The organism is Parasaccharibacter apium, assembly GCF_002917995.1.
In the GTDB taxonomy this organism is placed as follows: Bacteria; Pseudomonadota; Alphaproteobacteria; order Acetobacterales; family Acetobacteraceae; genus Bombella; species Bombella apis.
Genome location: NZ_LMYH01000007.1, coordinates 129855 through 147930 on the forward strand (window position 1 = coordinate 129855; position 18076 = coordinate 147930).

Here is an 18076-nt window from a genome sequence, read left to right on the forward strand (position 1 = left end):
CAGGATGGAGGGATGGGGATGCTGCCTGCCCGGAATCTGGCCGGGCAGACCGGGACGGGTCATTTCATATGGCGGATTTTCCGGGCCCGTGAGAGTTCGCTCACGACACCATGCAGGGTCCGCAGTTCCTGTTCCGTTACCTCTCCACGGGCGAAAAGATGGCGCAGGTTGCGGATCATGCCCGGCCTTTTCTGCTCGTGGTGGAGGAAACCGCACTCATCGAGATCCCGCAGCAGGTGGGTCATGAAATTTTCCACCTCGCCCTTGGTTGCCACATGCGTCTCGTTGGTCATGAGATACTGCTCCGGTACCGTATCTTCGGTCAGGTACCATTCGTAGGCCATGACCAGCACCGCCTGGGCCAGATTCAGCGACATGAAGCGGGGATTGAGCGGATAGCGGATGAGTGTGTCCGCCCGGGCCATGTCCTCATTGTCCAGCCCTGCCCGTTCGGGACCGAAGAGGATGCCGCTTTTCAGCTTCCGGCTGCTGGTGGCCCGCAGTTCTGCTGCCGCTCCACGGGCTGTCATGACCGGTTTGATGATGTGGCGGGGGCGTGGACAGGTGGCAAAAACACGGTGGAGGTCGGCGATGGCGTCATCCACCGTCTCGAAGACCGTGGCCTCTTCAAGGATGCGGTCGGCACCGGAGGAGGCATACCAGGCCCGGGGCTGCGGCCAGCCGTCACGGGGGGCCACGAGGCGGAGATGGAACAGCCCGCCATTAGCCATGGCCCGGGCGGTGGTCCCAATATTTTCAGCCAGCTGCGGGCGGACAAGGATGACGACGGGGTCAAAGGGAGCGGGCGGAGCCAGATCAGCTCCACCATTACGGCCTGTCATGGGATGACTTATCCTTTCCGCCATGTTGTGCCGACAGGTCCATCTTCCAGAAGGATGCCCTGTTCTGCCAGGTCGTTGCGTATCTGGTCGGCCAGTGCAAAGTCACGGGCCTTGCGGGCGGCCAGACGTTTTTCAATCAGGGCTTCAATGGTGGCGGGGTCAAGGTCTGTCCCTCCCTGGAACCAGTCTGCCGGTTTCATGGTGAACAGCCCAAGCAGCTGCCCGCCGACCCAGAGGTGGTTCGCAGCACTCTGCTGGCCTTCCAGCGCAGCATCGGCGTAACGGTGGAGAGCGCTGAGGGCCAGCGGCGTGTTGAGGTCGTCACACAGGGCTTCCAGAATGTCGGCCGGAATGCTGTCCGTGCTGGCTGGTGGCGTTTTCTCCAGCGCCCGGTAGAATCGGTCCATGATGCGGCGGGCTTCGTCCAGCTTCTCCCATGTGAAGTCCAGCGTGGAGCGGTAATGGGAGCCAAGAAAGAGCAGCCGCAGGGCTTCGGCTGGAGTACGTTCCAGCACCTCATGGATGGTATGGAAGTTGCCCAGGGATTTGGACATCTTCTCACCATTGGAGAGCAGCATCCCGGTATGGACCCAGTGCCGGGCGAAATGGCCATGCGGATAGCAGCAGAGGGATTGTGCCCGTTCATTCTCGTGGTGGGGAAAAAGCAGGTCGTTTCCACCGCCGTGAATGTCGAAACTCTCCCCAAGATAGCGTTCTGCCATGGCAGAGCATTCAATGTGCCAGCCGGGGCGGCCACGGCCATATGGGCTGTCCCAGCCCGGCTCATCGTTGCGGGAAGGTTTCCAGAGGACGAAATCGCCAGGGTTGCGTTTGTAGTCGGCCACGTCCACCCGGGCACCGGCCAGCATGTCCTCCAGCGAGCGGCCCGACAGGGCCCCGTAACTGGGGAATGATGTGACGTCGAAGAGAACATGCCCCTCCGTCTCATAGGCATGGCCCTGCGTGATGAGGCGGCCGATCATCTCCAGCATGTCGGGAATGTGCTGGGTGGCTCTGGGTTCCACAGTGGGAGGCAGGATGTTCAGGGCAGCAAGATCGTCGTGGAAGTCTTTCGTGGTCCGTTCTGTCAGATGGGAGATGTCTTCATCATTCTCCCGTGCCCGCTGGATGATCTTGTCGTCAATGTCGGTAATGTTGCGAACGTAGGTAACCTGTGGGTAGAGCGCCTTGAGCAGCCGGACAAGCACGTCTGCACTCAGCATGGAGCGCAGATTGCCGAGATGGACCCGGTCATACACGGTTGGCCCGCAGAAATAGAGGCGGACATTGCTGGCATCATCGGGGGTGAAGGGAACAGTGGTGCGCTGATGGCTGTTGTGAAGCCTCAGGCCGGGCCGGGGGGAGATGGGGGCTGTATTGCTCTTCTGCGTGCTCATGTCTGTTCAATGCGACAGAGATGCGTTTGGTGCAACAGGGGAATTTATTTTTAGAATTTGCACTTTGCTTTATATGCGATAGAGACGGTCTCATGTCTGCATCACGTATGAAACAGGGCCCCCAGATTGTGGGGATGCCGACCCATATCCGCACTCTTGTGCAGGTTGGCCTGCCTCTTGCGCTGTCCCAGCTTTCGGAGATGGCCATGGCGGTGACGGATACCGTTCTGCTGGGCAGCCTGGGGGTGGATGCAGTCGCCATCGGGGGAATTTCCAACAATTTCTTTTTCACGACGATGATCTCCTTTCAGGCCGTGCTTGGTGGAGTCGGCGTGTTGCTGTCCCATGCCCGTGGTGGTGTGGAGCATGGCCATGGGGGCGGGCATGACAGGCGCAGCATCATCAGTGCGGGGGTCGTGCTGGGCATGGTGGCGTTTATTCCATGTCTGCTCCTTCTTCTCTGTTCCAGCGGTATTTTCAGCCTGATGGGGGAGCCGGAGATGGTGACCAGGCAGGGAGGGCAGTTCATCAATGTGCTGCTCTATGCCCTGTGGCCCAATCTGGTTCTGCTTGGCCTGTGTCGTGTGGCTCTGCCATCCTTGGGAGCGGAATCCCTGCTGTTGTGGACGATGCCAGCCATGGCCCTGTGCAATGGGGTGCTCAATGCGGCCCTGATTCACGGCTGGTCCGGCCTGCCAGCCTATGGGCTGTTCGGGTCCGCTCATGCCACGATGCTGACGGGCTGGGCCATGAGCCTCGTCCTGCTGCTTCTCTGCCTCGGGCGGCCACAGCTCCGGCACCTGCTGAAGCCTGCGAGGGTCCACTGGCCGCTCTTCAGGGAACTGCTGGTGCTGGGTCTGCCCATGATGGTCACGGCAGCCTCCGAGCTGCTGCTGTTCCAGATCACGACTCTCAATGCGGGGCGATTGGGGACACGCAGCCTTGCGGCGCATCAGGTTGCACTGAACACGATTTCTTTGCTTTTCATGGTGTGTCTGGCCATCGGGCAGGCGGCGAACGTACGGGTGGCTTACTGGCGGGGGGCCCGGAAGAGGGCAGAAGCCTGTCGGGCTTCCAGCGGTGCCCTGTTGCTGGTGCTGGCCTGGACTATTCTGACGGGCCTTGTCCTCATGCTGCTGCCGGGTTGGATCGCCCGCCTCTATTATACTGGTGGACCACCGGATGCCGGTACGTTCGCCACTACCGTCCTGCTGTTGAAGATTGCCGGAATTTTCCAGATCGTCGACGGGGTGCAGGCTGTCTGCAACGGGGCGTTGCGGGGCTGTGGGGATACCTTTGTTCCGATGGTGATCAGTATCGTGAGTTATGGTGTCGTGGGGATCGGTCTGGGGTACTGGCTGGCTTTCCACCAGGGCTATGGTGTGGAGGGGCTATGGATCGGCCTTGCGGCCGGGCTGGGTGTGACGGCCTTTGCCCTTGGGGCACGGCTTTACCTTCTGCTGTACAGGACGGGGGATGCACGGCCTTAAAAAGGTCACTTGCGGGAAGACCCTGCGGGAGGATAGGTAATCTGAAACATTTTTCAGGTTGTTAAATGTTACTTTATAGGGATTGAGATGCTGGTTGTCTCAATTCGTTTGAAAAAAGGGGTCATGCTCCCGTATCGTCGGGCGCTTCGATGTGTAAAAAAGATGAGTGGTCTGGTTGGTCAGATGCTTTGCGAGGGCAGGTGTTTCCGTATGTACGGGGGCAGGCCCTTCAGGGCTGTGTGTTGTCCCCGTAGCTGGAAACAGGAGCGTGCATGAAGCTGCCCGGAGTATTTTCTTTCAGGGCTCATGGAGCCCCAAGGTGGGGGCTGGCCCTGCTCATGGTGCCCTTGCAGGGTTGTGCCGGGATCGGGGCACCGAGCTTTCCTCTGGCCGGTGCGTATTTTCCGGCCTGGCTCATCTGCCTGTTCATCGGTGCGGTGTCCGCCGCCCTGCTGCGGCTGGTCTTTCTGATCCTGCATATTGATGGCCTGTTGCGGTATCATCTGGTCACCTACCTTTCCATGGGCACGATGATAGGGCTTGTCGGCTGGCTTCTTCTCTACGGGTAATTCAGGGGCGGTTTCATGAAAAAAGAACGGATTAAAGGCCGCTTCCCGGTGGGGAGCGTGATTGCAGCAGCCACGCTGTTATGTGCTCTCTTCGGTGTCCTGTATGTGGATCACCGGTCAGGCCAGCATCCCAACAGTGATAGTGCTGTCATCTATACGGAAAGCGTACATGTGGCCGCTCTGGTGGGTGGGCGCCTCCAGACTCTTTCTGTCCGGGAGAATCAGGTCGTCCACAAGGGGGATCTGCTGTACCAGATTGATCCCGAACCCTATGAGATTGCCCTGCACAAGGCTGAGGCCAGTGAAACACAGGCACAGGCCGACCTGAACGACGCCCGCCGTGCTCTGGCCGTCCGCATGGCCAATGCGGCAACCAACGAGCGCAAGCGGCACCAGGCCGAGGATGAGAAGGACCTTGCCTGGCGTACGGTGACCCGTCTCAAGCCATTGGCCGAGCAGCATTATGTGTCATGGCAGGTCTATGACCAGGCCGTGACGAAGTTCAACTCTGCCGTGGATGCCCTGGCAGAAGCCCAGCACGAACAGCAGGCCAGCCAGGTGGCTGTCGGTGATGTCAAACACGCCGAGGCCATGCTGCAGGAAGCATCCGTGGCGGTGGAACATGCCCGCTATGAGCTGCGTCAGACCCGTGTGACGGCCAACATAGATGGCTATGTGACGAGTCTGAATGTTCGGGAAGGCGAGGTGCTGGCTGCCAACGAGAACCTGTTTACGCTGGTTTCCAAGGATGAGTGGTATGCCATTGCCCCAATCCGGGAAATCAACCTGAAGCCGGTCCGTCCGGGTGACTGCGCCACCGTGTATTCCATGATCGACCGCAGCCATGCCATCCACGGGGTTGTCGAGAGCATTGGCCGGGGTGTGACGACCGATTACATGAGGGAAAGCGAACGTGGTGTGCCGTCTGTCGAGCGGCAGATGGACTGGGTGCATATTGCCCAGCGTTTCCCTGTGCGCATCAGGATCGAACATGCTCCTGAACATCTGATGAGACTGGGGGCAACAGCCAACGTGGAAATTCTCCATGGTGCTGCCTGTCATGGTTAAACCCTATCTGGACGCCTTCATGCGTCTCTGGCGGTTGGCCGTAAGGCCAACCCGTGGGCGCACGGCGCTGGCCTTGCGGACCGCCATCGTATGCATGGCGCTCGTCCTCATAGGTGAGATATGGCAGTTGCCCATGTTGACCCTGCTCACGCTCACCCTGGGGGCGTTGTGGCAGGGGAACAGGGTGGCGAACATGAAGATCTCCGTCATGTACATCATCTTCTTTTCCGGTGTGACGGGGGCTCTCTATGTGGGGGTTGCCACGACAATCAACAATTTTCTGGCAACGCTCATTTTCAACCTTGTTCTCAGCTTCGTCTTTTTCTTCCTCAGCACGACAACTATCCTTGGCATGATCAGTGTCATTGGCGGGTTGATCCTTTCCTACATGCTGGTGGCGCTGGACAATGTGCAGAGCGGTGACAGTATCGCCCGTCTTGTTCTGTCGGCATGGCGTGTGTTTCTCATCATCGCCGGCATGATGGCCTTTGTGGGGAGCTGTTTTTCTCCGTCTCCAGAGCATGTCCTCACGGACCAGATCATCGAGCGGCTGCGCCTGTCGGCGAAATGTCTGGGACGGCGGGGCGAGGGGCGCAACATCCCTCAGGCCTGGCAGGATGCCGTCATGGATACCGTGGGTGAGGGGGTCAGCGGCATGTTCGGCATGCTCGGTGCTGCCACCGCGGAACAGCGCTGGAGCCCGGAAGACCTGTCCTACCTGCGCCGGGCAGCTCTGAACAGTTTTGGCATCCTGCAATTTGTTGAACGCTGCCTGAAGCCCAACGCCCCCATTTCCATGGAGGATTGTGCGTATCTGGCCAAGCGGCTGGAAGAAGCGGCGGAGTGTTTTGAAACAGGTGGCCGCCCGGCCGAAACGGGCACGGATCAGGTCTGCTCAGGTGATATCGCCCAGGAGATGGAGCGCCTGCTGAACAGTCTGGACCAGCCCCTGACAGCCGAGGACGTGCAGCTGCCTTCCAGCCAGTCCGGAAATGCCGCACCGAAAAAGAAATCGGGCTTTTTCCTTCCTGGTGCCTTTACGGACCCGGAGCATGTCCGCTTTGCCGTCAAGGGGACCGTCTCTGTCTGCCTCTCCATCATCACATACAAGATGCTGAACTGGCCGGGGGTGCATACGTGCATCATCACCTGCTTCATCGTGTCCCTGCCGACGATGGGGGCCGTGCTGGACAAACAGCGGCTGCGTATTGTCGGGGCTCTGATAGGCTGTTTCATGGCCATGGGCACCATCGTATGGCTCATGCCACACATGACGGACATAGCCGAGATCATGCTGGTCATGGGTGTGGTCATTTTCATCGGGGCATGGGTCAAGGCCGGCGACCAGCGCATTTCCTACCTTGGGTTGCAGATCATCGTGACCTTCACGCTGGCTGATCTTGCCAAATATGCGCCAACGACGGACCTGACGGTGCCCCGTGACCGTATCATCGGTATCTTGATCGGTCTGGCCATCACATATGTCGTGCATACCATGTTCTGGCCACACAGTGCGATGGGTGGGGCCCTGCAAAAGCTCAAGGCGCTTGATGGCCTGCTGGCGCAGGATATCACGGACTGGAATCACGACCAGCGCATGCTTCAGGCGGCACGGATACAGGAAACGGCCAGTGGGGCCATGAGCCAGCTGCGGCAGGTCATGATAGAACCGGCCGCCATGCGTCCGACAAAACATCGCATGAGGCAGTACATGCTGTTCCTGCGGCGTGCGGCCATGAGTGCCGGGTGTCTGTTCGGGGATATTGCTGCCAGCCAGCAGAAACAGTCTCTTCGTCTGGGGCAGATACTGAAGGGGGGAGAGACCGCTTCCCTTAAGGAAGGAGGAGGTCTCTGATGGATGGTTTTGAGTGGAAACAGGTCATGGAGCGTAAAAAAATGCAGCAGCCGGGGAAGGTATGGCGCAGGGCCGTGCTGGTCTGTAGTGCCCTTCTCTGCAGCAGTGCGTTGAGTGGTTGCCAGACAACGGCCATGCGGAATATGCCGCCTGCCCCCAACCAGCCATGGAATGCACCGGTTGATGTGAATGGTCATATCATCGAGGGGCATGAAAAAGGGGCACCGGGCCAGAAGGGGGGACGTGTCCTGAAAATGCCTGCGGGGTACCGCCTCGCATCGGACCGTGTCCTGCCGCAGCCTGCTGCACTGGGCACCGTGCAGGTGGATCATTCCTACGATCTGGCTGATCTGATCGACATGGCCCAGTCCATCAACCCCTCTACACGTCAGGCCTGGGATGCAGCACGGGTCAGTGCGGCAGAGACGGGCATTGCCCGCTCGGCCTATCTGCCGCATCTGACAGCCGTAGCCATGGGGGGGTATGGCCTGCTGGAGCCACACAACCGCTTCCGGGTGGCAGGCCAGCATGCGAGTCTGAATACCCGCCTTCAGGGCACATTGGAACGTCAGCAGGTCGGGCTGGAATGGTTGCTGTTCGACTTCGGCAAACGTCGTGCCGTGATGGAGGAAGCGACCCAGAAGAGCATTGGGCAGAACATCCTCTTTACTGGTGAACACCAGAAGGTCATCCACAAGGTGGCTCTGGCTTATTACCGTTATGCGGCTGCTCTGAACAATGTGGCGCTTGTGCGCCAGTCTCTTGAGAATGCCCATGCGATTGCCCGGGCCGCAGATGCCAACCTGAGAAACGGGGAAGGGACGGTCATTGATACGTCACAGGCCGAGCAGGCCGTGGCGGAAGCCGAGCTGGTGCTGGCCAGAACGGAAGGGGATGTGGAGACATACCGGCTGGAGCTGCTGGCTGCCGTGGGCGTGAATCCATCCCAGCCACTGCATGTGCAGACGGACAGCGGGAGGAACATCCGCGTTGAGGATATCCGCCTGAGTGATGAGATGGTGCATGAGGCTGTGGCCCGTCGGCCGGATGTCCTGGCAGCCTATACGAGCCTGCGTGCCGCCCAGAGTGCGGTGGAAGGCGCCCGTGCCAGCTACAGGCCGCAGATTTTCATGAGTGGCAATGTCGGGTACAACTTTGATGACCTGCATTTTCGCAATCTGCCGCTTGTCAATGTGAACTCGATCAACGATCGTGTGCATACATTCGGGGGTCTCATCACGGCAGGTATTTCCGTGCCGATCTATGATGGCGGGCTGCGTCGCAATCGTCTGCGGCAGGCGCATGAGCGGGAAGACAGTGCCCGTGCTGCGCTGCAGGACACGCAGAACAATGCTGTCCGGACGATCGTGAGTGCAGAGGCCATGCTGCATACGGGCATCACGGCCTATCAGGCGGCACTGAGCCTCCAGAAGGCCAGCCAGACCGGCTTTGATGCCGCCCTTACAGCCTACCGTTCGGGTGATGGTACGATGACCCGGATGCTGGAGCTCCAGAATACGCTGCTCAATGCCCGTCTGTCCGTTTCGGACAGCTATTACGGCATGTTGAGTGCAGCCGCATCATTGGCTTATGCGGCTGGTACGCTGGGCAGCAGCAGTGTTCTGTCCAATATTGAAGGTTCATTGGAAGAAGCAGCTCCGGCTGTGCCGGTCTCCAGCGGTCAGGCCCCCGGCTGAGGGGCCTGCCGTTTTTTCATGGCTTGTGAAGGCGGGCGACCTGGAGCGTGACGAGGTAGATCAGCAGCCCGCTGGCTGAGAGGATGGCCCCGCCCCAGCCAACGGCGCTGATGCCCAGGCCGTGCTCTACCAGCATGGCACCCAGGGATGCCCCCAGAGCGTTGGCGATGTTGAAGGCCGAGTGATTCAGCGAGGCTGCCAGCGTCTGGGCATCTCCGGCAACATCCATGAGACGGGCCTGCATGGCGGGACTGAGGATGATCGTGGCAGCAGGCAGGAAGAAGCAGACAACCAGCATGGCAGTGCTGGAGGGAAGCAGCAGCCAGAAGGCCAGCATGAAGACAACGCTGGCAATCAGGCTGAAAATGGTCGTGCGGTTCAGGTTCCTGTCAATCATGGCCCCGCCGAAGGCATTGCCGGCGACCATTCCGCATCCCCAGATGACCTGACAGAGCGTGACCATCCAGGGGCTGAGATGCGTTACCTGTCCCAGCCCGGAGGTCAGGAAGGTATAGACGGCGAACATGCCGCCAAAACCGATGGCCCCGGTCAGCAGGGTCAGCAGGACGTGGGGGTTCCTGAAGGCGGACAGCTCGGAACGGGCATTGATGTTGTTCTGCGGGCGGTCAGCGGGGATGAAAAAGGCTACCCCGGCCACGCAGATCAGCCCCAGAACGGACAGGGCTCCATAAATCACTTCCCACGGAACATATTGGGAGAGGAACGTGCTGAGTGGTGCGCCTATGACGGTGGAGATCATGATGCCGGACAGGACCATGCTGATGGCCCGTCCCCGCCGGGCCCGTTCGACCATGGAGGCACCCGTCAGGGCAGCGATACCGAAATAGGCCCCATGGGGCAGCCCTGTGATGAAGCGCATGACCTCGATGGGCAGGAGTGAGGTAAAGAGGATGGTGCCGATATTGCCGATGCAGAACAGGGAGAGCAGAAGCAGCAGGACTGTCCGGCGGGGCAGGCGGGCTCCGGCGATGGCCATGATGGGGGCACCCACTACCACGCCAAGAGCATAGGCGGAGATGACGGCGCTGGCCTGCCCGATGGAAATGTCAAGGGCATGGGAGAAGGCAGGCAGGATGCCCATCATTCCGAATTCTCCCGTGCCAATGGTAAAGGTCCCGAGCATGAGGGCTGCAATGGCCGGGGCGACGCCATGAGGCGGGGTCAGGCGTGGGCCTGTAACCGTTTCGGTCTGCTCCATAAAGGGAGTGCTCCAGTCTGATTGGGGATGACGAGGATATACGGGATATGGCCTGTTTTTTCCAATCTCTTCTTGCCGTTCAGGCATGGCGTACGACCTTCCCACATGGTCGGATTTCTTGACACTCTGTCCTGCCTCGTGTAACGGCAGTGCCATTGCCGGGAATGTTGGATGGTCTGGCCGGGATGATGCGTGCTGTGGCGCACTGTTCCATGAGGTCCGCAGGCTGTTCCGTTCTCCAAGTACCCCGTGATGGGGGAGGGGAACCTACCGGTGCAACAAAGGGCTGTCGCACAGAGCCGCCGGTCTGAGAGAATACGGGTTTAACCGATGTCAAAACGTCTTGAGAGCAAGTACAAGATCAACCGCCGCCTCGGCGTCAACCTGTGGGGCCGTGCCAAGTCCCCGGTCAACCGTCGTGAATATGGCCCGGGTCAGCATGGTCAGCGCCGCCGTCAGAAGCCGTCTGACTACTCCGTGCAGCTGATGGCCAAGCAGAAGCTGAAGGGCTATTACGGCAACATCAGCGAGAAGCAGTTCCGCCGCTATTATGACGAGGCCGTGCGCCGCAAGGGTGATACCTCTGAGAACCTGATCGGCCTGCTGGAGCGTCGTCTGGATGCCGTCATCTACCGTCTGAAATTCGCCATGACGCCGTTCGCTGCCCGTCAGTTCGTCAGCCACGGTCATGTGCTGGTCAACGGCAAGCGCGTCAACATCCCCTCCTATCTGGTGAAGGAAGGTGATGTGATCGAGGTGCGTGAGAAGTCCAAGCAGCTCGCCATCGTTCTGGATTCCGTCCAGAGTGCCGAGCGTGATGTGCCGGAATACATCGAGGTGGATCATCGCCAGATGAAGGGTACCTTCATCCGTGTTCCGCAGCTCTCCGATGTGCCTTACCCGGTGCAGATGGAACCGAATCTGGTGGTCGAGTTCTACTCCCGCTAAGATACGGCTACTGGCTGTATATGGAGGCGCCGGGCGGTTTTACCGTCCGGCGTTTGCCGTTTCTTACGCTCTCTTCCCAGGAAGGCTGATATGTCCGACCCTACCATCGCTGCGGAGATTCCCCGGCGGCGCACTTTTGCCATCATTTCCCATCCTGATGCCGGTAAGACCACGCTGACAGAGCGCATCCTGCGGGCAGGTGGGGCCATCCAGATGGCCGGGAATGTCCGGGCCAAGGGAGAGCGGCGGCGGACACGGTCGGACTGGATGAGCATCGAGAAGGACCGTGGCATTTCGGTCGTCACCTCGGTGATGACCTTCAATTATGGTGGATGTGTCTTCAACCTGCTGGACACGCCGGGCCATGAGGACTTCTCCGAGGATACCTACCGCACGCTGACAGCGGTGGACTGCGCCGTGATGGTGATTGATGCCGCCAAGGGCATCGAGGCCCGGACCCGCAAGCTGTTCGAGATCTGCCGTCTGCGGGATATTCCCATCGTCACCTTCATCAACAAGATGGACCGTGAGGCGCAGGACTGTTTTGCCCTGCTGGATGAAATCTCCAGTGCGCTGGCTCTGGACGTCTCCCCGGCGACATGGCCGGTCGGGCGTGCGGCGAAATTTGCCGGTATTTATGACCTTCGTACGAAGTCCTTGCACCTGAAGGAAGAGCTGCCCGAGGATGATGAGCGGCTGGCCCAGATGCGGGAAGAAGTAGAACTGGCCGAGGTGGCCCTTCCTCCTTTCGAGAAGGAATTTTTCGATGAAGGACATCTGACACCCGTTTTCTTCGGTTCGGCCATGAAAGAGATTGGGGTGACGGACCTTCTGGATGCTCTGGCTGCCTATGGGCCGCCGCCCCGTGCCCAGCCCTCTGAGACACGGGATGTGCAGGCGACGGAAGAGAATGTCACGGCCCTGATTTTCAAGATTCAGGCCAATATGGACCCCAATCACCGGGATCGCATGGCTTTTGCCCGTGTCTGTTCAGGGAAGCTGACCCGTGGGATGCGTCTGAAGCATGTGCGTATCGGCAAGCAGTTCGCCCTTCATACGCCACAGTTTTTCTTTGCGCAGGACCGGCAGCTGGTGGAGGAAGCCTTTGCCGGGGACGTGGTGGGGATTCCCAACCATGGGACACTTCGCATTGGTGATACGTTGACGGATGGTGAAGACCTGCGCTTCACGGGGGTTCCGCATTTTGCCCCGGAAATCCTGCGTCGTGTGCGGCTGGATGATGCCATGAAGGCGAAGAAGCTGCGTCAGGCCCTCGTGGAGCTGGCGGAAGAGGGGGTCGTCCAGCTGTTCCGCCCGCAGGATGGAGCCCCGCCAATCGTGGGCGTGGTGGGGACCCTCCAGCTGGACGTGCTGCAGTCCCGCCTCCAGGCGGAATATAACGTGCCGGTCGGTTTTGAGAGCACGCCTTTCACGCTTGCCCGTTGGGTCACGGGCGATAAAGCTGCCCTGGAGCAGTTTGTGGCCCTAAACCGGAGTGCGATGGCTGATGATCTGGATGGTGATCCAGTCTTCCTTGCCGGTTCTGGCTTCATGATGAACCGGGCTATCGAGATGAATGAGGCTCTCAGTTTCCATGACATCAAGCAGATCGGGATGTCTGGAACGGCCTGAAGTTCTTCCTGCCCGAAACATGAGGAAAGGCCCGGGCGGGAGACCGTCCCGGGCTTTTCTGTTTTCAGGGCAGCCTGATCTGCACGGAGACAGGACAGTGGTCTGAAAGGGTCAGCCCTTGTGCCACATTGCGCAGGAGCATGACACGGAGACTTCCCGGAATGAACCAGTCCCGGGCCTGATTGCCGAGCAGGATGTGATCGATGAACAGGTCACCACTGCGGCGGCAGGGGCTGGTAAAGCCCGCCGTGGTGAGGGTCAGGCTGGCGTCGTTCTGGAGATTTTGCATGAGAGGGTCAGCCGGTGTCAGGCGGCGGTTGAAATCTCCCAGAATGGCAAAGGGCGTCCCGTCATCCACCCTGTCCAGTATCCAGTCCTCGATGACATGGAATTGTTGATAGAGTAGGGAACAGGCACGTTTTCTGGCAGCAAGAGGCTGTGCCCAGCATCCGGTCTTCAGATGGACGATGAGCAGTCTCAGGCTGGAGGCTCCTTTGCGGAGGGTGACATCCATGCCGCCCCGGAGGGGGTGATGATGCCCCGGCTGTGGGATATTGAGAGCCGTGATCTCGGGATTGACGGTGACGCTCAGGCCGGCCGTCCGCCGGATCGCCAGTCCGACCTTCTGGGGAATAGGGTCTGGCGTGATGTAGAGGTCATATTCGTCCTGAGGGAAAACAAGCTGGGCCGCCGCAAGACTGTCCACTTCTTCAAAAGCGAGGATGTCACTGTGGAGACGGTGTGCCTGATGACGCAGGGCTGCGAAGTCCGCAGCCGTGCGTGTGGGGGCATCAGGGGGCAGGGTATGGTCATTGGCAGGGCGGAGGGTGAGCCAGTCCAGGTTCCAGCTGGTCAGCTTCAGGCTTTCCGAAGCCTGTGCTGGGGACAGCAGCAGGATGAAGCTGCACAGCAGAGAGAGTGCAAGGGACAGGGCGTGGCATGAAAAACCGCCTGCCCCGGGGGACAGACGGCTCTCCGGTGCCAGAAAGGGCACGCTGTCAGGCATGGTTGGCTGTGCCGGTTTCCTTGAGAAGGGCGATGGCCTCTTCAACGGAATATTCCGTCTTGTTATTCTCGTGGAGAATGTACATGCGTCCATTCTGGATGTCGTAGTACCAGCCTTGTACGTTCAGCTCGTTACGGGACAGAGCCTTGGCAACGATCGGGTGTGTCTTCAGATGGGTGAGCTGAAGGCGGACATTGGCCTCAGCCAGATCGCGGACATCTTTGGGGCCAACATCTTCAGCCCGCAGATCGCCGATGGTGGCAGCAGCGGCCTCGGCATTGTGCAGCCAGCGGCGGACGGTTGGCATGTCGGCCAGCTTTTCCGGGTTTGTGGTCAGATTGATGAGGGCGGACATGGCCCCGCAGTTGGAGTGGCCACAGATGATGATGTTTTTTACCCCCAGAGCTCCGACGGCGTATTCGATGGCGGAAGCCACGGCCCCGACCATGTTGCCATAGGCCGGAACGATGTTGCCGACATTGCGGATGAGGAACAGCTCACCCGGTTCTGTCTGGGTGATCAGGCTCGGGCTGATGCGACTGTCGGCGCAGGTGATGAATAGCGTTGGTGGGTTCTGATCGTAAGCCAGACTCTGGAAGAGATCCTTTTTTTCCGGATACACCTCTTCTTCAAAGGTGCGGACGCCATCAAGGAGTTCCAGAAGAGTGTTACGGTGGAAGACCATAGCGTTATGTTTCCTGATCAAAGACGCATCATGCGGGGCAAAGCCCTGGCGAGCCCACTATGGGCGAGGCAGGTCACGGTGCCCATAGGCCATATATTAAAAATCTTTTTAAGAAGCGTCCAGACGAAAGCCCCTCCTGATTCAGGAAATGTCTTTCATGACCTGGGCGGGCAAGGCCAGAGCAGGATCATCTGCAAGAAAAAAGCGTCAGGCCCTCCATAACAGGCCTGACGCTCTCTTCAGGGTAGTTCTTTTCGTCAGAAAAGGGTCTCGCAGGTCTCAGCCTTCGGCCAGTGTCTTGCGCAACATGGCGAATACGGCATCGGCAGCCGGTTCGGAGCCACCAGCCTGCGCCATGTCAGGGCGGCCACCGCCGCCTTTGCCGCCCATCAGGGCGGAGGCTTCCCGGGCCAGCTTCACGGCATCGAAGCGGTCCGTAAGGTCCTTGCTGACGGCGATGACGATGCTGCCCCGGTCATTGGCGCCGGAGATCAGGGCCACCACGCCGGAGGAGATCTGCTTCAGCAGGCCATCAGCCAGCCCCTTGAGGTCTTTGGGGCTGACATCCTCAAGGAAGCGGGCCGCCAGAGTGACGCCATTGATGGTCTCGCTGGAGGCAGACCCTTCCCCCGTGGCCAGCTTGTGCTGGAGGGAGGAAATCTGCGCATTGAGGGCCTTGCGTTCTTCCAGCAGGGCGGCAAGACGGGCCGGAGCCTCGGCAGGCGTGACCTTCAGGAGGGCAGCCATTTCGGCCAGCCGTTCCTCACTGGTGCGGATGGTCTGCTCGGCCGCAGCCCCGCAGACAGCCTCGATACGGCGGACGCCGGAGGAGACGCCACTTTCGGAGACGATGCGGAACAGGCCGATCTCACCCAGACGGGTCACATGCGTACCGCCGCAGAGTTCGATGGAATAGGCCTGACGGTTTTTCTCATCCTCATTGCCCATGAAGACGACACGGACTTCATCGCCATATTTCTCACCGAAGAGGGCCATGGCGCCGCTTTCAATGGCCTGTTCCTGCGTCATCAGGCGGGTTTCGACCGGGCTGTTCTGGCGGATGCGGGTATTCACCTCGGCCTCGATGGTTTTCAGCTCATCCTCCGTCAGAGGGCGGGGCTGGCTGATGTCGAAGCGCAGACGGTCCGGCGTGTTCAGGCTGCCCTTCTGGGTGACATGCTCACCGATATGGCGGCGCAGGGCCTCATGCAGGAGATGGGTTGCGGAGTGATGCCCCCGCACGGCGGTGCGGCGCACGTGGTCGATCTCGGCATGAACATCCATGCCCGGCCTGAGCGTGCCTTCCACGATGCGGCCATAATGGACGATCAGGGAGCCGTTCTTCTTCTGCGTGTCAGTGATTTCGATCCGCAGGCCCGGGGCTGTCAGCGTACCATGATCGCCAACCTGTCCGCCGCTTTCTCCATAGAAGGGGGACTGGTTGAGCAGGATGGCGACTTCGTCACCGGCTTTGGCTTCGGCAAGCTCATCGCTGCCACGGAAGACGGCCTGCACCTGGGCATCGGCAGCCTCGCTCACATAGCCGAGGAACTCCGTGCTGCCGAAGCGGTCACGGGCATCGAACCAGACGGTCTCCACGGCACTGTCACCGGAGCCAACCCAGGCGGCACGGGCACGCTGGCGCTGCTCGGCCATGGCACTTTCAAAACCGGCCTCATCGACCTTGTGGCCACGCTCACGTAGCACGTCCTGCGTCAGGTCCAGCGGGAAGCCGAACGTGTCATAGAGCTTGAAGGCCACGTCACCGGGCAGATGACCGTTGCTGGAGAGGCGGCCCATCTCGTCTTCCAGCAGGGCCATGCCACGGCCCAGAAGGGCGGAGAAGCGTTCTTCCTCACCCTTCATGGTTTCGGTGATGAGGGCCTTGTGCTGGTTCAGCTCAGGATAGGCATGGCCCATCTGCTGGATGAGGGCAGGCAGCAGACGGTAGAAGACCGGCTCCTTCGCTCCCATCAGGTGGAGGTGACGCATGGCACGGCGCATGATGCGGCGCAGCACATAGCCACGTCCCTCACGGGAGGGCAGAACACCATCGGAGATGAGGAAGGCGGTGGACCGCAGATGGTCGGCCACCACACGATGACTGGTCTTGAAGCGGCCATCCGCATCTTGTTTCAGCAGGTCGGCAGAGGCCTCGATGAGGGCACGGATCGTGTCCGTGTCGTAATTGTCCTTCTTGCCCTGCATGACAGCGGCGAAACGCTCCAGCCCCATGCCGGTATCAATGGAAGGGTGGGGAAGATTGGTCCGCTTGCCTTCGCCTTCTTCAAAGAACTGCATGAAGACGAGGTTCCATATCTCGACGAACCGGTCGCCGTCTTCATCAGGGCTGCCTGGAGGGCCACCGGCCACGGACGGGCCATGATCGTAGAAGATTTCGGAGGACGGACCGCAGGGGCCGGTATCGCCCATACGCCAGAAATTGTCGGACGTGGCGATGGGGATGATCTTGTCATCCGAGAGGCCAGCGATCTTCTTCCATAGGGAAGCGGCCTCATGATCGTCCGCATAGACGGTGACGAGCAGCTTCTCGGCCGGGATGCCGAAGCCTTTGGTCAGCAGCGTCCAGGCAAATTCGATGACCTCAGCCTTGAAGTAATCTCCAAAGCTGAAATTCCCCATCATTTCAAAGAATGTGTGATGACGTGCCGTGTAACCGACGTTGTCCAGATCATTATGTTTGCCACCGGCACGGACGACCTTCTGGGCTGTTGTGGCCCGCTTGAAAGGCAGGGTCTCCTGCCCGGTAAAAACGTTCTTGAAAGGCACCATCCCCGCATTGGTGAAGAGCAGGGACGGATCATTCTGCGGAACCAGAGAGGCAGACGGAAGGATGCGGTGCCCGTGGGATTCAAAATACTGAAGGAATTGTGCGCGGATATCGTTGGTACTGATCATGAGTCTGTAGGTCCGGGTTCCGGAGAAAGAAAGGATGGTTCCTGTTTTCTAGCCGATTTTCTGTCTTTTGGAAATGGAGGTCCTATGGAGGAGATGCAGGGAAGCGTGCAGGAAAAGAAGACCACCAACCGGGGAATGGGGCTTTATGACTGGGGGGTCTTCTTGTGAAAGACGAAGTGATGGCAGAGGGCAAAATTGATGAACATGCCGCCTGCTGTCCCGCAGAGCAGAGCAATGACGGTGTAATGCCGTGTCAGCGGCCAAAGGCTGAAGAGGGCCAGCACGATCCCACGGTTGATGATGAAACCGGGAAGATTGGCCAGTACAAAGCGCCCCCATTGATGATGCACCTTGTGGCGTTTGCGGCAACAGTCCCGGAATGTCCAGTAACGGTTCAGAATCCAGTTGTTGCTTGAGGCAATGACATAAGCGAGCAGGGCGGCAGCACGGAGCCCGACAACATGGCGGAAAAGGGAGAGGCTTGCCCAGTCCACGAGAAAGCCGACAGCTCCCACAACTCCGAAATAGAAGAAGCGCTGCATGAGAGGAAGGAACTTCATCAGGCTTCTGGGAATGAACTGTTCAAGCATTTTTCAGCTGGAAAACCATAAGGATTGTTGCAGAGGTGGAGGGGACCCTAACACAGCTTCACAGGGGAGAGGTAAATCTTTTCTTGTGAAAGATTGCACAGGAGGAACGGGCCATAAAAAAAGGGTGCCCGAAGGCACCCTTTTTCCGTGACCGTAAGG

Annotated in this window: 14 protein-coding genes; 7 read left to right on the top strand and 7 right to left on the bottom strand. The window is 59.5% G+C overall.

Translation table 11 applies throughout. The features are described 5' to 3' along the window. Positions 1 to 59: 59 nt before the first annotated feature. Positions 60 to 842, bottom strand: a complete 783-nt coding sequence (locus ASO19_RS03415; protein ID WP_043560726.1) for an RNA methyltransferase — start codon at positions 840 to 842, stop codon at positions 60 to 62. 8 nt (positions 843 to 850) lie between these two features. Then, complete coding sequence (cysS, locus tag ASO19_RS03420) at positions 851 to 2239, bottom strand: cysteine--tRNA ligase (RefSeq protein WP_103765386.1); 1389 nt, start codon at positions 2237 to 2239, stop codon at positions 851 to 853. Positions 2240 to 2331: 92 nt separating this feature from the next. Here cysS and ASO19_RS03425 point away from each other — a divergent pair, with 92 nt between their 5' ends. The 5 genes from ASO19_RS03425 (at position 2332) to ASO19_RS03445 (ending at position 8918) form a co-directional block, all read left to right on the top strand. Then, positions 2332 to 3729, top strand: a complete 1398-nt coding sequence (locus ASO19_RS03425) for an MATE family efflux transporter (protein WP_248460447.1) — start codon at positions 2332 to 2334, stop codon at positions 3727 to 3729. Between the two features lie 272 nt (positions 3730 to 4001). Further along, positions 4002 to 4298: a YtcA family lipoprotein gene (locus ASO19_RS03430; RefSeq protein ID WP_081562994.1), complete on the top strand. Its 297-nt coding sequence runs from the start codon at positions 4002 to 4004 to the stop codon at positions 4296 to 4298. Positions 4299 to 4313: 15 nt separating this feature from the next. Further along, complete coding sequence (gene mdtN / locus ASO19_RS03435; protein ID WP_081562995.1) at positions 4314 to 5366, top strand: multidrug transporter subunit MdtN; 1053 nt, start codon at positions 4314 to 4316, stop codon at positions 5364 to 5366. Further along, positions 5359 to 7221, top strand: a complete 1863-nt coding sequence (locus ASO19_RS03440; RefSeq protein WP_166651624.1) for an FUSC family protein — start codon at positions 5359 to 5361, stop codon at positions 7219 to 7221. Before mdtN ends, ASO19_RS03440 begins: the two co-directional genes overlap by 8 nt. Beyond that, positions 7221 to 8918, top strand: a complete 1698-nt coding sequence (locus ASO19_RS03445; protein ID WP_052349106.1) for a TolC family protein — start codon at positions 7221 to 7223, stop codon at positions 8916 to 8918. Before ASO19_RS03440 ends, ASO19_RS03445 begins: the two co-directional genes overlap by 1 nt. Before the next feature lie 16 nt (positions 8919 to 8934). On the opposite strand, the gene ASO19_RS03450 is transcribed toward ASO19_RS03445, so the two are convergent. Further along, positions 8935 to 10137, bottom strand: a complete 1203-nt coding sequence (locus tag ASO19_RS03450; RefSeq protein WP_103765388.1) for an MFS transporter — start codon at positions 10135 to 10137, stop codon at positions 8935 to 8937. A 330-nt stretch (positions 10138 to 10467) separates the two neighbouring features. On the opposite strand from ASO19_RS03450, the gene rpsD reads away from it, so the two are divergent. Then, the gene (gene rpsD / locus ASO19_RS03455) at positions 10468 to 11085 is read left to right on the top strand and encodes a 30S ribosomal protein S4 (protein WP_043560719.1); all 618 of its coding nucleotides are present in this window, start codon (positions 10468 to 10470) and stop codon (positions 11083 to 11085) included. A 90-nt stretch (positions 11086 to 11175) separates the two neighbouring features. After that, positions 11176 to 12717 (top strand): peptide chain release factor 3, encoded by a 1542-nt coding sequence (locus tag ASO19_RS03460; RefSeq protein WP_043560717.1) that lies wholly within the window; start codon positions 11176 to 11178, stop codon positions 12715 to 12717. 64 nt (positions 12718 to 12781) lie between these two features. Here ASO19_RS03460 and ASO19_RS03465 read toward each other — a convergent pair whose 3' ends face one another. The 4 genes from ASO19_RS03465 to ASO19_RS03480 form a co-directional block, all read right to left on the bottom strand. After that, on the bottom strand, positions 12782 to 13723 hold the full coding sequence (locus ASO19_RS03465) for an endonuclease/exonuclease/phosphatase family protein (protein WP_181005192.1): 942 nt from the start codon (positions 13721 to 13723) through the stop codon (positions 12782 to 12784). Beyond that, the gene (locus ASO19_RS03470) at positions 13716 to 14408 is read right to left on the bottom strand and encodes a carbonic anhydrase (protein WP_043560716.1); all 693 of its coding nucleotides are present in this window, start codon (positions 14406 to 14408) and stop codon (positions 13716 to 13718) included. Before ASO19_RS03470 ends, ASO19_RS03465 begins: the two co-directional genes overlap by 8 nt. A gap of 279 nt (positions 14409 to 14687) precedes the next feature. After that, positions 14688 to 17327, bottom strand: a complete 2640-nt coding sequence (gene alaS / locus ASO19_RS03475) for an alanine--tRNA ligase (protein WP_103765389.1) — start codon at positions 17325 to 17327, stop codon at positions 14688 to 14690. Positions 17328 to 17470: 143 nt separating this feature from the next. Next, a complete protein-coding gene (locus ASO19_RS03480) occupies positions 17471 to 17887 on the bottom strand; it encodes a GtrA family protein (protein ID WP_166651622.1) in 417 nt (138 codons plus the stop codon). Positions 17888 to 18076 lie beyond the last annotated feature (189 nt).